Below are 15,801 nucleotides of genomic sequence, written 5' to 3'. Positions count from 1 at the left end.
AGTGTCGATTAATTGTAAATTTGCAGGATTATCGTCCACTGCCATCACTCGAAAAACTAAGTAGTTAGACAAACGAAGCTATTGAAACAACTTAGAAGGCGTATTTTTACGTTTTTTCGAGCAATAAAGGAAACAATCGACGAGCCGAAATGGGTTTAATAAGGCATCCTTTGGCACCGAGCTGTTTTAATTGTTTTGAATATACATGTAATTGACTGGGTAATGCCAAAATAATTTCATCCGCTAGTGCCATGGGGTCATTAATTGATCGTGGTGCTCCGCCATATTATCTCGAACGGGAATGAGAACACCGAGTAGTGCAACATCGTAATGTTGCTTTGGCAACTCCATAAAAGAAGTGGCATAAGTCACTTTTAATGGGGTCATATGCAAAATATGAAGCTTTTTGGCAACAACAAAAATTAGATTTAATATAAACCAGTTGATTGCCAGCTAAATATCGATAGGGAGAGGAAGATTTGCGATCTGTTAATTCAAACCGAGCTTAATATTACAGCTAAACGTAGATCCCTGATTAACTTGACTGTCAAAATTGACTCTCCTCATTGCTTAGATAAGTTTTCTTGTGATAGCAATACCTAAACTTGTTCTACTGTGACAGTAAGAAATACTCGCATCAGCTTGTATAAAATCCTGAAATGATTCGGCATGCTGTTTAGCAGAGATCCCCTTTCCAGTATCTGGGATTTTCAGCAGCAAGTGGATACTTGCCTTTTTTTTGAAATTAAAGGGATCTGAACAATAATATGGCCTTTTCTGTAAATTTAATCGCATTACCTAATAAATTAGTGATGATTTTCTGAAATTTTATTGGATCTCCCATTACCCAATCGGGTACATCATGATGTATTTTTAGAATTAATTCTAAGCCTTTTGCATTGGCACTGTGAGCGTGAGTGTGAGATAGAAAATCATCACTGTATCTAAATTTTTCTCAATTGCAAAGGAATATAATCTACAATGAGTTTTTTCGTTCAATTTCGAAAAGTCTAATACATCATTGATAATAATAGATAATAAATTATGAACAGATTGTTTTGTCTTTTCAATGTAATCGGTCGGACTGGGCGTCTCAGAAGTTTTGAGAGTTTGTCGGGCGAAACCTATGACAATATTGAGAGGCGTCCTCAATTCATGCGATATATTGGCAAAAAACCTGGTTTCATATAAGAGTCCTCTTGCACTTTTTTCTTACTCATTTCCAACTCTATATGTTGCATTTCCATTTTTGCCAAGGTTTTACGTAAATCTGAAGTGGCTTGAGCAATGATTTTTAAACGATAAATAAATAATGTGGTTATACAGAGACCAAAACTTAAGAACACCCATAAAATCAGACATTCATTCCGTTTTTGTAAGCGTGTGTCCTGTAAATTGAGATCGATGGCGATATACCCTAAAACGGGTTTCTGTCTATTATTTATAGATAAATGATATCCTAAGAAGCGGACTAAATGACACTCAGAAGTAATGGGAATTAGTAAAATTAAAGAATTATTCAAATGAGTGGGCATCAGCCTTGTTGGAATAAGGGTATTTTAGGAAGTTAATAAGGAATAATAATTAGAATTTGAAGTCACAAAAAGCGTGTTGTCTGTATTAAAAATGGCAATAGATTTGATGATACTTACATGTTGATAATGTTACCTATAAATCAGCCGCCTAGCAAACTCCTTGTTTTTATATGTCATGGCGTATTTGCTGACAACAGCTAAGGATTGAATAACATAAGTGCCAGCATGAATCATCTGTTTTTCTAATTCATGATAGCAATGCATCATAAAAAATGCGCTGAGCAGCAGCTCAAGCAAAGCCGTAGGAGAGAGCATTAAAATCATCATTCTGGCGAGTGCCAATAAAAATTATGTACTGCAATATGTTAATTTAAAACATTTTTTGTAAATAATATATCCACTGTAATGCATCATACGGTGTCATCATATCTGGCTTTAAGGTTTTTAATTTACGAATAACAGGATGATCTGTAGACTCTTTTTCAAAAGTAGGCTTTAAAGAAGGAAGGGATAATTTCGGATGCCCCTTCTCTTCTACAGTAAATTCCAGCTCCTCTAATCTTTGACGAGCCCTATTGATGACTTTCTTTGGCACGCCAGCTAAAGCAGCGACAGCTAAACCATAACTTTTACTTGCAGCACCTTCATGAACAGAATGCATAAACGCAATCTCATCTCCTTTCTCCAAAGCTTGCAGATGAACGTTGACTATGCCGTTGATTTTTTCTGGTAAGCATGTCAATTCAAAATAATGAGTAGCAAAAAGCGTCATGGATTTAATGTGGATAGCCAAATTTTCCGCACAAGCCCAAGCCAGAGAAAGGCCATCATAGGTGGAAGTTCCTCGCCCGATTTCATCCATTAATACCAAACTTTTCGCCGTGGCATTATGTAAAATATTCGCGGTTTCGGTCATTTCAACCATAAAGGTAGAACGGCAGGAAGCCAGATCATCTGCCGCGCCAATACGAGTAAATATACGATCAACGCATCCAATTATAGCTTTGTCTGCGGGTACAAAACTTCCGATGTGTGCTAATAATACAATCAGTGCCGTTTGGCGCATATAAGTACTTTTCCCACCCATGTTAGGACCTGTGATGATCAACATCCGGCGCTCAGGAGATAAAGAAATGGGGTTGGCAATAAAAGGTTGTTTTGAAACTTGCTCTACCACGGGATGGCGACCACCCGTAATTTCAATCACGGATTTTTCAGTCAAAATAGGGCAAACATAGTTGAGTGTATCTGCTCTTTCAGACAGATTAGACAGCACATCTAATTCAGCCAGCGCGGTAGAACTCGTTTGTAATGAGACAATATGAGGTAGCAACAAATCAAAAATTTTTTCATAGAGATCTTTTTCTATGCTTAATGCTTTTCCTTTGGAGGTGAGCACCTTATCTTCATATTCTTTTAATTCAGGAATGATGTAACGTTCAACGTTTTTTAGTGTTTGACGCCGAGCATAATGAGAGGGAATCAAATGACATTGGGCACGACTTACCTGAATATAGTATCCATGTATGGCGCTAAATCCTACTTTTAGGGTATCTAATTTTAATTCATGACGCTCGCGTATTTCCAGTTCATTTAAATAATCATGAGCGCCATCAGATAGTGCGCGCCATTTATCTAATTCTTCATTATATCCTGTGGCAATAACACCTCCATCCCGTATTAATACAGGGGGAATATCTACTATTGCTCGCCGCAGTAAATCAAGTAATGCATCAAATTGACCTATTTCAGATAACAATTTTTTTAAATGTTGAGATTTACACGTATTTAATATGTCATGAATTTCAGGTAACTGCTCAAAAGCTAAGCGCATTCTAGCTAAATCTCTTGGCCGTGCGGTACGCAATGCTAACCGGGCGAGAATACGCTCTAAATCACCGACTTTACGTAACAGCAGTTTTAAATCAGAAGTAAAATACTGTAATACCCTGGTAGCTTCTTGTCGATGAAGTAGTGTGCTTATATCTGTTATAGGCATATGAAGCCAACGCTTTAACATTCGACTCCCCATAGACGTCACCGTACAATCCAAAATACTGGCCAGCGTATTTTCTGTACCCCCTGATAAATTTTCAGTTAATTCTAAATTACGCCTACTAGCAGCATCTATGGTGACATTATCTTCCTCGTGTTGCAGGATTAGTTCTCTGATGTGAGGTAAAGAAGTACGTTGTGTATCTTTGACGTATTGCAGTAAGCAGCCTGCTGCTCTTAAAGCCAAGTGTGCCTGTTCTACACCAAAGCCCGTTAAATCTTGTGTACCAAATTGTAGATTAAGCTGTTGACGAGCTGTTTCGATCTCAAATTCCCATAAAGGGCGTCGGCGTAAACCTGGACGGGATTCAATCAAATAAATAAGCTCAAAGGTTTCTGGATAGAGTAATTCAGAAGGATGAGTACGTTGTAATTCGGTTTTTAAGGCTTCGACGTCTTTTGGTTCCATTGCGCGAAAGCGTCCTGAACTGATATCTAAGGTGGCATAACCCAAACCTTGTTTATCTTGCCAGACAGCGGCCAGTAAATTATCTTGTTTCTCATGCAATAATGCTTCATCACTAATGGTGCCAGGAGTCACGATACGAACGACCTTGCGTTCAACAGGCCCTTTGCTGTTAGAAGGATTTCCAACCTGTTCACAGATAGCCGCAGATTCACCCAATTGAACGAGTTTAGCTAAATAATTATCGATGACATGATAAGGGACTCCTGCCATGGGAATCGCTGTACCTGCAGATTGCCCGCGTTGAGTTAATGATATATCTAATAATTTGGAAGCGCGTTTAGCATCGTCATAAAACAATTCATAAAAATCGCCCATTCGATAAAACAAAAATACCTCTGGATGTTCAGATTTAAGCCGTAGGTATTGCTGCATCATTGGGGTATGAGATTCACATTTATGGATACTATCCATAGGAATATTGCTCCTGCTTTCAGTGAATTTAAAATTCACAGGGAATGCCATTTTTAAAAATGAAGGAGAGACAAATATGATCTGGCTTTTCGCACCGCATATTAGCTGATTTAGCTTAAAACAAATACTTCATTCACATTAATATTTTGATATGCATTCGATCACCAAGGATAACATTTTCATCGTACCCTGTGCAAAATTTGAAAGGAAAAAGGATAAAGATGAGTATTATCAGAAGAATGAAATTCTTGGAATACCATTTCCCACTGTTGTTCATATTCAGGAAAATAAGTATCACCTTGAATTTTTTTTAAAACCTCAGTGAGGTAAAGACGATTCGCTTGAGGTAAAAATTGACGATAAATTTCAGCGCCTCCAATCACCATGATTTCAGGGGCCTCCTGAGTCGCTTTTAATGCTTTTTCCATCGAAGAAACCCATATCACTCCTGGAGAGGTAATTCCTTGTCTGGTCATCACAATATTCATCCGCCCAGGTAGAGCTCGCCCTAGCGAGTCGAAAGTTTTACGCCCCATAATAATAGGTTTGTGAAGGGTATTTTTTTTAAACCACGCAAAATCAAGAGGGAGATGCCATGGCATCTTATTATTGAAGCCAATCACACGATTCTGAGCCATAGCGGCAATTAAACTGATGATCATAGTCTTAAGTCCAAAAATGAGAAAAATCAACAGACTTCTTATAAATTGACCTCGGATGGGGCTTGTGCTTTATGAGCAGCTCCTATCGGATATCATTTTATGATGTTGACACATTTAAAGCCCTTTTTTATAATGATTTTGTTTGCTATTTAGAGATATATGTTTAATAATGCCGGCGCCTTTAAAAACACGCAATTGTTTTAATTGGTAGCTCTGTTGGTCACCCGGTAATACTCACTTGTAAATCCGGTCAGATCCGGAAGGAAGCAGCCGTAGCAGGTTTCGTATGTATCTGGATGCTGCCAGCAGAGTTGCCACCTTAATGTTATTTTTCTACATATAAATGTAGATTTCTTAAGTATCACTTTCGGTTTTTATGAAAGCTATTTAAATTCCTTAAAATAATTTTTAGTATTATTCTAAGTTTTGAATAGAAACCATACTTACAATAAGTTATTTTTATAATAAATTATTTTAAATTTTTTAATCAATTAATAGATAAAGTGATTTATATATTATATTGTATTAGAAAATACATTCATTTTTTATCGAGCCAAAAAATAACATGGCTTCGAACTAAATGTTAAATAAATTATTTAACGTGTTGCCACACTGATGGAGGGATTTTATCGTAGAGTTTATTCATGGTCAGTTCGGCTAAACGATGATCAGCCGCAGAATAAAATAATTCAAGTTCATCGTCAGGAAGTTCATATTTATTCTTTTCGATGATACGCTCTAAAGTCTGAATAGTTGTACATTTTCTTAAACGCATCAGATACTTTTTTTTTGTCATAATAGGTTTTGTTGTCATAGTTTATTTTTCTCAATATTTAAATTTAGGGTCGTTCTTTATTATTCTATTTTTAGAATAATAGATGGATTAATTTCAAAAAGTATCATAAAATTGACAAGATAATTTCTATAAATGCTAAACAGAATAAAATATCCCGTTAATTAAATAAGTTTTTTATTTTAAAAGAATTTCTTTGATGTATATGATTGACGACAAGGCATATTTCATATCTTGTATCGTGAGATATGAAAAATCATATTATTTATATAGAGTTTAATACAAGGGAGAGAATTTTAATTAATATTTAATCCTTGTCAAGTAAAATTATGAGATATTATCTCTAAGCATTTATTAGTGAGATATATTTTTATATATTTACTTTGAAAACCAAAAAATTATAAAAATTAATTAACCTTAGCTTTTTATAAACAAGCTAAACTAGCTGATTAATCATTTATTAAGCATAACCTTTGATCGGACATCAATCATAAAAATCAGCTTATTTATCTGAATGTTGAATATCAAAATGTATTTTTTGAACAAATCACTGCAAAAAACCCACAGAAACACCGGAACAAAATAAATAGCTAAAACGGTAGAGGCTATCATACTGCCAATCACCCTAACACCAAGGGCATGTTGGGCTACTGAGCCTGCCACATGACTTATCGCTATGGGGTAAAACGCTCCACATGAATGCTAAAGAGGTCATCAAAATCGGACGTAAACGTATTCGAACAGCAGATAATGTGGCTTCTATCAGACCTTTCCTTTCTTTTGAAATTAAATTCTTTTAAAACTCAATAATTAAAATCGTATTTTGAGCCTATTAAGCAATCGTGGTTAACAAGCTGACCTGAAAATAAACATCGTTGTCCGAACCAGTTAAATAAATGGCTAATGGTGCCCTTATGTCCCCAACAGGTACAACCATTATCACTGAAAGAGGAATTGACCAACTCTCACAGAGCAAGGGCTAGCATAACAAGACAAGGATCAGGGACAGGGCATATAAAAATAGAGATTAATTAGCAGACATACGCTCGTGAAAGAGGCGTCACTCCAATCATAACCGAAATACCATTCGGAAGTTTCTTTGCGAGCTCTTGCATCAATGCCACAGTCTCTCCTGTACTTTTAGCAGGAGTTGATTGACCTTGAATTTTCATTGATGGAAATCCATTGTAACGTTCTAAACGTGGTGAATTATATTTCCATTGAGTGCTAGAAAAAGAAGAAAATGGCACCATTTGACCTTAATTATTATGAACTATATCAATAGTTAGTATCCTCTAGCAACATTCGAAAAGGATCAGCGCCTGGAAAGGCACTTTTTTGACTTGCCCGGTATCAATAAAATCGTTTACATAGATTACAGCGAATGCAGAACCTAGTGTCGTATTAATATCAGAAAGAGAATGCCCAAGTACTCATGCCTTTTCTTTATCCATTTTCATTTTAAACTTATGGCTGTCTTCCATTCCACTGGGACGTACATTAACTAATACATCTCGATGTTGAGATGCCATCGCCAATAATTGATTACGCACTTGAGTTAACTTTTGGTGACCTAAATTTCTTTGGTTAAGTCATTCAAAGTCAAAACCAGTCGCAATACCTAATTTAGTTATTGGGGCTAAATTAAAAGCGAACACCAGCCCATCCTTGATTTGTGAAAAAGCTCTAGATGCCAGCGCTACAATAGCCTCGACTGTATCTTTTTTCTTAGTATGTTGACTTCAATCGTTTAAACTAATAAATACAAGGCCTATATTTTGACCCTATCCATTAAAACCAAAACCACTTAACGTCAAGACAGACTTAAGTACATCGTTTTCTTAAGTTAAAAATAATCAGTGACTTGTGAGAGCGCAATTTATTTATGCTTTCTTGAATGGTGCCGACAGGGCTCTGAACTATCGTCACAAAAACACCCTGATTTTCCTCTGGTAAAAAAGAGGTCGGTAAAGGCAGAAAAAACACACATACTAATCACAATAAACAGATACATTATTAAGTAACGCCCGTTACTTTTAAAATATGTTTCACACTATGAGTATAGTGATGGCCGCTTTTTCAAAAATATGATTAAACCAGTCTAAGAATTCGCCGCTTTTATTTTTTTATCTTTATCAATAGGCGTAAGAATACTAGCACATAATGCAGGGGTTATGATCACAAAGCCACCAAAACCGATCATACCATGGCGGAAAAAATGGTGACAGAAATTGACGATACATTCCCCAAGTCGCACTTCCTAAAAAACTATTAAAATAAATACAGAAGACAAAACTAATGCTATCCCTACTAAAGCCCCCTGAATTTATTGCATCGATTTCTTCGAGACTTCTTTAGGTGAAAGCCCGTCTTCTTACATCACCTGTTCCACATTTTTAACGACAACTATGGTATCGTCCACCAATAAACCGATGGCGAGTACTATTCTGAACATCGTTAATGTATTGATGGAATAACCAAATACTGAAAGAACGCCAAATGTGCCGAGCAAGAGAACCAGAACCACAATTATCGGTATCAATGTCGCTCTGAAATTTTGAAGAAAGAGATACATCACAAAGAAAACTAAGACAATCGCCTCTAACAAATTCTTAATCATTTCTTGAATCGATATTTTAATAAAGGAACTCGTATCATATGGATGGACGACTTTAAGACCATCGGGCAACGATAGCTCAAGTTTGATCAACTCTGCTTTTAGTGCATTAGAGGTTTATAGAGCGTTTGCACCCGTAGCAAGTTTGATGCTTACACTAATAGCCGGCTTTCCATTGTAAAGGATATTAAGTTTATAAACTTCCGAACCGAGTTCAACATTACCGAGTTCAACATTAGCGCAATCTTTTAATGGTACTTGAGAACCCTCAGAATTGGCTTTAAGTAAAATCTAAGAAAATTCTTTTACAGAAGTTAAACGGGTTTGCACAACAATTGAAGCATTAAGCTGTTGACTAGCAATAGTAGGGGCTGAATCCAACTCTCCAGCGGAAAGCTAACTATTTTCTGCTTGAATGGCGTTCATCACATCAAGCGGCATGAGTTTAAAATCATTTCATTTATAGGGATCCAACCAGATACGCATCGCGTGCTGTGAGTCGAAAAGTTGCACGTCACCGACGCCGTTTATTCGACTGAGCTGCTCTTTTAAATTAGAAATCACATAGTCTACGATTTTTTTCATTAATCTATTTTCGGACATAACAGTAAGAAACATCAAAAAATTTCCTGCGGGTTTTTCTACTATAACACCTTCTTTTGAATCTCTTGAGGTAAAGCTAGCATCACTCTTTATAATTTATTTTGAACCTGCACCTGAGCAATATCAGGATCTGTTCCTAGATTAAAAGTCAGAGTAATATTGGCATTTCCAGAAGAATCATTGTTAGAAGATATAGACAGCAAGTTATCGATACGATTCATATTTTGTTTAATAACCTGAGTCACTGAATTTTGTATCCTTGTGGCATCTGCTCCAGGGTAGTTCGCTGCGATTAAAATAGTAGGAGGAGCTATCGCAGGGTACTTAGTTACTAGTAATTTTGTGATCTCTCATGCACCTAAAAACATCACGATGAGGGCGATAACTAAAGTAATCGATGAGGGCGATAACCCAAGCAAAAATAAGGCGCTCTATAAAAATCAGACATAATAACGGCTCAGTTAAACCTTTTAATGTTTTTAGTGAGATAAACTGTAAGCAGAGTAAAAATCAAGATGTTTCTTGTACTTTGACTTGCATTTCTTTAGTATTTTTTTGTAATCCGGAGACAATAACGCGATTGCCTGGCTGTAAACTAGAAGTTACAAGCTATTGATGAACTATCGCTTAATCGGTTTTGAGCTTACGTATCTCTACTTTATCGTTTTTACCCACCACTATGGCAGTTGCCAGACCCTCTGGATCACGAGTAATTCCCTACTGTGGTACCAACAAAGTGTCACTGTTACGCCTGCGTCTAAACGAACACGAACAAACATCCCAGGCAATAATAATTTATGAGGATTAGGAAAAATCACTTAGATTGTAATAGAGCCCGTTGTTTGATTAACTGTAATATCTGAAAATTATAAAGTGCTTGTTTTAGGATATTCAATGCCACTTTCTAATAATAACTTTAGCTTTGTTTTTCTGTTTTGATGTTTTAATTAGCCACTCGCGAGTTCCTGTTGTAAACGTAAACATCCCCGTTCGATTGCGTTAAGTTGACATATATAGGATCAAGCTGCTAAATGGTAGTTAAAAGATTAATTTGACCGCCTGTGACTAATGCACCTTTTGTCATAGATAACGGTCTACTACGACCACTCATGGGTGTAATAATTTTAGTATATAAAAGATGAATGGCGGTTTTTTCTATGGCTGCTTTGGCGCTAAGAACCTCTGCATCGGCGTGCATCGAAGAGAGTAATGCTTGATCGTAATTTTGTTGCCTAACATAATGATTGCCATTTAAACTTTTATAACGTTTTAAGGTGATCCTAGTGATTTTTGCATTTGCTTGCGATTTTGCTAAATCACCCTGAGAACTTTCATAGGATACTTTATAAGTATCTGCATTAATTTCATACAATGAGGCACTTTCAGTGGCATCACTGACTTACAGATAATGTCGTTTTAAGATTATCCCATTAACTTGTAGACGAACTTCCACGATCCGAAATGCAGATGTACGACCATGGAGTTCATGAGTCATATTAAGAGGCTGCGCTTTCAAAATCATCACACTGACTTCAGGCATTTATGGACGAGTATGTTTGGGAGAATGTTTGTTATTATCACATCCTGTCATCAGCAAACTCACTGTAACGATAAAAACTGTTGCTAGAGTTAAAATGTCTCTATTTTTATTTATAAAACCTCAATTTTTTGATGGAGATATACGAATGAACAAGATTAGATAAAAGGTAAATTGTATTAAATACACCTTTATAAAGATTTCTGTCAGATAATAGATCTGATAAAACAATCGTTAAAAACGATTTATTCTTAAAATAGATTTTATATAGAAATACTATCTATATGTAGGAAAAAATGTAAATCAGCTTTTGATGAAGAGAGAAAAAACTTTGATGAAGAGAGAAAAAGTAAGACCCTGCTTCTACTACCTAAAAACATTAGGTTTTATGGTATACTGGGAGATATTTGACAAATATCCAATAAATCCTTTTGATTCACTTTGACTAAACATTGAGCTAAAGATTCACCATCAGGGAAGATAAGATCTGGAGCAATATCTAATAATGGGTAAAGTACAAATACACGATTTTTTATTCCATATTGAGGAATTCGCAAACGCGGAGTACTGATGATTTGATCCCCATATAATAAAATATCTAAATCAATTATTCTTGGTCCCCACCGATTTTTTTCTCTAGTGCGTCCATGATTCAGTTCAATCAATTGTGTATGATCTAAAAGTGTTTCAGGAGAAAGTGAGGTATCAAGCGAAACTGCTGCGTTTAAGTAATTTGGCTGATCCTGTGAACCAAGTGGTTTTGTTTGATAAAACGCCGAAATTTTAATCGTATCAGGCCTATCAGATAAGCGAGTTAAAGCTGTTATTGCACTTTTTATCTGTTTTTTAGGTTTTGATAAATTACTGCCCAAACCAATGTAAACCCGGGTGTTTGACATATTTTACCTGCTACTTAGTGTGCAATGTTTTAATATTAGGCGTTCTTTTCGAACGAGAGTTCCGACGACTTGAGTCTTGCTGGAGAGCATCTATCATCAATTCTTTTTGCAAGACTGTACCTACTTGAAACTCGGCCCACCACTGAGCAATTTTTTTAAGATTATGCTGATTTTCTACTTCTGCTCTTAAAACTAATAAATCATATGCAATGCGAAATTTAGGATGTTCCGTCACTTGGAATGCGCGAGGTTTTTGAGAATCAGAGAAATGAATTTGAAATAACCAAATATCCTTCATCACCATAGTAAAACGTTTAGGAATCGCAAAAGAACGACAAATTTCATTCAAAATATCATCTGCCGCCATTGAAAAAGTTGAAAAATAGGTCAATTTCCCGCTTTCTTTTTTTATATTTTGAGTTCTTTCAACAAAGGGATACCAAAACATGGCTGAGAATAAAAAAGCTGGATGAATCCCTAATTTATTTTTCAAGCGTTCATCGGTATTTTTGAGCGCCTGAATGATAATCTTTTCCATAAAAGAATCGCTTGTTTGAGCTAAATTTCGAGAAATCAATGGAAATAACAATGGAAAAAGTTGATATTCACAAAGCTTAAGATAAGTCATATACCCATGACCGGACTGTAATAACTTCAATGATTCTTCAAATAATCGTGCACCGTGTACTTCCTTCAATAAGAAGGCGAAGCGGGGTATTGGCTTTCCTGTTTCAGAACTGATGGGCATACCTAACTTAGCTGAAAAGCGCACGGCTCTTAGCATTCGTACCGGATCTTCTGGATAACGTATTTCAGGATCACCGATTAAACGAATGAGTCCCTGTTTGATATCTGTAATGCCACCTGTGTAATCACGTAATGTAAAATCGGCTATCCCATAGTACAAACTGTTAACAGTAAAATCACGCCGATGGGCGTCTTCTTCAATAGAGCCAAAGATATTATCCCGAAGTAACATGCCATTTTGTGCGCGTTTAGAAGAATGACTGTTTTGGTTTCCAGATTTTACCCCATGATGGCCTCGAAAAGTAGCCACCTCAATAGTATCTGTACCGAACATAATATGTGCCAAACGGAAACGCCGGCCAATTAATCGACAATTTCGAAATAATTCACGCACCTGATCTGGCGTGGCATTAGTGGTAATATCAAAATCCTTTGGTTGTTTACCTAATAATAAATCACGCACTCCCCCTCCAACCAAATAGACCTCATAACCCGCCTTATTTAAACGATAGAGTACTTTCAGAGCATTTTCACTGATATTTTTTCGAGAAATAGGATGTCTTTTACGAGGTATAATGGTCATCCCATTTTTTTTCTGAACTTCTTTTGTCACGATCTTGGAGAAGCGTGTTGAATTCTTCCCCCGATCAAACCCGTTATTTTTATTCTTTTGAATAAAAATCTGATTAAAAAAATGAGTGACTCGACTAAAAATAGGACACCTCAGAAATGGATAATAAATTTTACGCTTTTTTAACTCATTATTAAAAGAAAGCACGAGTCTTATTTTAGACCATCCCTTGTTTTTCACGAATTTCAGCCAAAGTTTTACAATCAATACACATATCGGCGGTAGGACGTGCTTCTAAGCGACGTATTCCAATCTCGACGCCACATAAATCACAGAAACCAAAATCGTTTTTCTCCACTTTGCTGAGTACTTTTTCGATTTTTTTGAGCAATTTTCTTTCTCGATCTCGATTACGTAATTCAAGACTAAAGCCTTCTTCTTGAGCCGCTCTATCAACTAAATCAGGAAAATTGGCCGCCTCATCCTGCATATTAGAGACAGTACGACCGACTTCATCTTGCAGTTGACGGTACCGAGCATTCAGAATTTTTTTGAAATGCTGGAGTTGTATTTTATTCATATATTCTTCGCCGGGTTTCTCTTTATAAGGTTTCACACCAGCAATATTAAGAAGACTCAAGGATGACGTTTTACGTTTCTGCTGTTCTTGCATGTAATCCTCCTACTATTTATAAAAAACACCTAAACTGTATACAGAAAAATAAGCGGCGCTATAAATAACAGATGGTAGATAAGTTGGCAATTACTCTATAATCTTAGAGTCACTCTCCAGTCTGAAGAGAGACTGAAAACACAAATCAAATTTAAGTTAAAATTGATTTTTTAAAGCATTTTGCATGGAAGTCAATAAAATGCGTAAAGCATTTAAATTCCACTCAAATTTTAAACTTCCTGGAGATCAACATGAAGCTATTCATCAACTGAAAGAGAGATTAAAAAATTGTTTAATACTTCAGACATTATTGGGAGTTACAGGTTCATAAAAAACTTTTACGGTCGCGAATGTTATCGCCGATCTTAATCGGCCCAGGATGATCCTGGCACCTAATAAAACATTGTCTGCTCATCTGTATGGTAAAATGAAAGATTTTTATAGAAAATGCCGTGGAATATTTCGTTTCTTATTATGATTATTATCAACCTGAAGCCTATGTACCCAGTTCAGATACCTTTATTGAAAAAGCCGACGCCGTTAATAAACATATTGAACAAATGCGTCTTTCTGCTACGAAAGCGCTTTTGGAACTTCAGGATGTCATCGTGATGGCTTCGGTTTCTGCTATTTATAGATTGGATGATCCTGATCTGTATCAGAAAATTATACTTCATTTAACAAAAGGTATGATCATAGATCAAAGAGTCATCCTGGCGGGTTTATCAGAATTACAACACAGTCGTAATGATCAGGTTTTTAGAGAGGGACTGTTCGCGTCAGAGGCACGAATATTGATATTTTTCTATCAGAATTCAGCGATTTTGCGGTGAGGGTCGAATTATTTGATGATGAGGTAGAACACCTATCACTGTTTGCCCCTTTAACGTGGCACATACAGAAGACAGTTTCCCGTTTACCTAAAAATCCATTGTGTCACGCCTAGAATGCGTATTTTACAATCTATGGAAGAGATCAAAATTAATCTGGTGCAAAGACGAGAACAGTTATTGGCGAACAACAAGTTAATTGAAGATTAGCGCCTAATCCAGCGTACTTAATTTGATTTGTAAATGATGAACGAGTTAGATTACTGCTCTGGGATTGAAAATGACTCACGTTATCTCTCGGGTCGTTCTGCTGGAGAACAACCTCTAATCCTATTGGATTACCTTACTTTAGAAGGTCTATTGATAACAGACGAATCACATGTGACTATTCCGCAAATAGGTGGTATGTATAAAGATGACCGCTCTCGTAAACAAACCGTCGTAGAATATGGCTTTCGTTTGCCTTCTGCTTTAGATAATCTGCCCATGTGTTTTAATGCGTTTGAATCGCTTGCACCTCAGATCATCTATATTTCGGCGACTCCGTGCCCCTATGAACTTAATCGACAGAAGACCTTGTCAAACGGGTAGTTCGTCCAAAAGGCTTGCTGGATCCTATGATTGAAGTCAGGCACGTGGCTGACTAAGTCGATGGTCTTGTATCTGAAATTCGACAGAGTGCTGTCATTAATGAGCGCATAATAGTGACTACATTAATAAAACGCATGGCAGAATATTTCGCAGAACAGGGAGAGCGTATCCGTTATTTACATTCAGATATCGATACTGTATAACGTATTGAAATTATTCGTGATTTGTGACTAAGAGAATTTGATTTTTTAGTTAGAATTAACCTGTTGCAAGAAGGTTTGGATATGCCCGAGGTGTCTTTGGTGGCCATATTAGATGCAGATAAAAAAGGTTTTTTGCGATCTGAGCGCTATTTAATACAAACTATTGGCCGCTCCGTACGGAATTTAAATGGCAAAGCCATTTAATATAGTAACAAAATCACGCTTTCAATGAAAAATCCATAGATGAAACTGAACAGCGGCTTAAAAAACAAGAGTCTTACAATAAAGAAAAGGGTATTGTTCCAAAAAAATTAGAGAAAAAGATTCGGGATATTTTAGAGCTGGGCCGATCTTATACTAAAGTGAAAGCGAAAAAAGATACGATAACACTTGAAGAAAACAGCGATAGGTATACCGTCCTCTCCACAGAAAAAAATTAAGTAAAAGATTAATAAATTGGAACAAAAAATGCACGATCATGCACAGAATATGGAGTTTGAAAACACTGGGCAACTACGAGACGAGATTGAACAACTAACCCTATTGTTAAAGACGCCTCAATAAACCTAGTGAGACACCTCATATTCACTCTGCATTTTGTCATA

The 15,801-nt window shown here is 36.3% G+C and carries 11 protein-coding genes, 1 other RNA gene and 6 pseudogenes; 2 read left to right on the top strand and 16 right to left on the bottom strand.

What is annotated here, in order from left to right:
- Positions 1-106: 106 nt before the first annotated feature.
- The 6 genes and pseudogenes from CICURV3402_RS05670 to folA all read right to left on the bottom strand — a co-directional run bounded on the left by CICURV3402_RS05670 (position 107) and on the right by folA (position 5,132).
- Positions 107-253, bottom strand: coding sequence for a hypothetical protein (locus CICURV3402_RS05670; RefSeq protein ID WP_187306987.1), 147 nt, complete (start codon positions 251-253; stop codon positions 107-109).
- Complete coding sequence (locus CICURV3402_RS05665) at positions 244-387, bottom strand: hypothetical protein (protein WP_187306986.1); 144 nt, start codon at positions 385-387, stop codon at positions 244-246. Before CICURV3402_RS05665 ends, CICURV3402_RS05670 begins: the two co-directional genes overlap by 10 nt.
- A 498-nt stretch (positions 388-885) precedes the next feature.
- Positions 886-1,152, bottom strand: a complete 267-nt coding sequence (locus CICURV3402_RS05660; RefSeq protein WP_187306985.1) for a histidine kinase dimerization/phospho-acceptor domain-containing protein — start codon at positions 1,150-1,152, stop codon at positions 886-888.
- Positions 1,149-1,769 (bottom strand): annotated as a pseudogene (locus tag CICURV3402_RS06950) (hypothetical protein). The gene CICURV3402_RS05660 and the pseudogene CICURV3402_RS06950 overlap by 4 nt, the downstream one beginning before the upstream one ends.
- A gap of 136 nt (positions 1,770-1,905) precedes the next feature.
- Positions 1,906-4,470, bottom strand: coding sequence for a DNA mismatch repair protein MutS (gene mutS, locus CICURV3402_RS05640; RefSeq protein WP_158380188.1), 2,565 nt, complete (start codon positions 4,468-4,470; stop codon positions 1,906-1,908).
- A 179-nt stretch (positions 4,471-4,649) separates the two neighbouring features.
- Positions 4,650-5,132, bottom strand: a complete 483-nt coding sequence (gene folA / locus CICURV3402_RS05635) for a type 3 dihydrofolate reductase (protein WP_158380187.1) — start codon at positions 5,130-5,132, stop codon at positions 4,650-4,652.
- A gap of 214 nt (positions 5,133-5,346) precedes the next feature.
- Here folA and ffs point away from each other — a divergent pair.
- Positions 5,347-5,443: signal recognition particle sRNA small type (gene ffs / locus CICURV3402_RS05630), an RNA gene on the top strand.
- Positions 5,444-5,724: 281 nt separating this feature from the next.
- Here the strand turns inward: ffs and CICURV3402_RS05625 are convergent.
- From CICURV3402_RS05625 to dksA, 10 genes and pseudogenes are all read right to left on the bottom strand, one after another.
- Complete coding sequence (locus tag CICURV3402_RS05625; protein ID WP_158380205.1) at positions 5,725-5,928, bottom strand: HHA domain-containing protein; 204 nt, start codon at positions 5,926-5,928, stop codon at positions 5,725-5,727.
- A 450-nt stretch (positions 5,929-6,378) separates the two neighbouring features.
- A complete protein-coding gene (locus tag CICURV3402_RS07745; protein WP_407079085.1) occupies positions 6,379-6,588 on the bottom strand; it encodes an efflux RND transporter permease subunit in 210 nt (69 codons plus the stop codon).
- A pseudogene (locus CICURV3402_RS07740) lies at positions 6,551-6,862 on the bottom strand (efflux RND transporter permease subunit). Before CICURV3402_RS07740 ends, CICURV3402_RS07745 begins: the two are co-directional and overlap by 38 nt.
- A gap of 94 nt (positions 6,863-6,956) precedes the next feature.
- Positions 6,957-7,178 (bottom strand): efflux RND transporter permease subunit, encoded by a 222-nt coding sequence (locus CICURV3402_RS07735; protein ID WP_407079084.1) that lies wholly within the window; start codon positions 7,176-7,178, stop codon positions 6,957-6,959.
- A 78-nt stretch (positions 7,179-7,256) separates the two neighbouring features.
- A pseudogene (locus CICURV3402_RS07265) lies at positions 7,257-9,318 on the bottom strand (efflux RND transporter permease subunit); the annotation flags it as partial.
- A pseudogene (locus CICURV3402_RS07795) lies at positions 9,298-9,438 on the bottom strand (efflux RND transporter permease subunit); the annotation flags it as partial. The pseudogenes CICURV3402_RS07265 and CICURV3402_RS07795, both read right to left, overlap by 21 nt.
- 217 nt (positions 9,439-9,655) lie before the next feature.
- Positions 9,656-10,799, bottom strand: a pseudogene (locus CICURV3402_RS07730) (efflux RND transporter periplasmic adaptor subunit).
- Positions 10,800-11,068: 269 nt separating this feature from the next.
- On the bottom strand, positions 11,069-11,581 hold the full coding sequence (folK, locus tag CICURV3402_RS05610; RefSeq protein WP_158380186.1) for a 2-amino-4-hydroxy-6-hydroxymethyldihydropteridine diphosphokinase: 513 nt from the start codon (positions 11,579-11,581) through the stop codon (positions 11,069-11,071).
- Positions 11,582-11,591: 10 nt separating this feature from the next.
- The gene (pcnB, locus tag CICURV3402_RS05605; RefSeq protein ID WP_268904319.1) at positions 11,592-12,941 is read right to left on the bottom strand and encodes a polynucleotide adenylyltransferase PcnB; all 1,350 of its coding nucleotides are present in this window, start codon (positions 12,939-12,941) and stop codon (positions 11,592-11,594) included.
- Between the two features lie 175 nt (positions 12,942-13,116).
- The gene (dksA, locus tag CICURV3402_RS05600) at positions 13,117-13,572 is read right to left on the bottom strand and encodes an RNA polymerase-binding protein DksA (RefSeq protein ID WP_158380185.1); all 456 of its coding nucleotides are present in this window, start codon (positions 13,570-13,572) and stop codon (positions 13,117-13,119) included.
- 199 nt (positions 13,573-13,771) lie between these two features.
- On the opposite strand from dksA, the pseudogene uvrB reads away from it, so the two are divergent.
- Positions 13,772-15,760 (top strand): annotated as a pseudogene (uvrB, locus tag CICURV3402_RS05595) (excinuclease ABC subunit UvrB).
- Positions 15,761-15,801: the final 41 nt, after the last annotated feature.

This window comes from Candidatus Williamhamiltonella defendens (assembly GCF_900699045.1).
GTDB classification, from domain to species: Bacteria; Pseudomonadota; Gammaproteobacteria; order Enterobacterales; family Enterobacteriaceae; genus Hamiltonella; species Hamiltonella defensa_A.
Note: the sequence above shows the minus strand (reverse complement) of the source record. Positions and strands in the feature narration are given on the sequence as shown.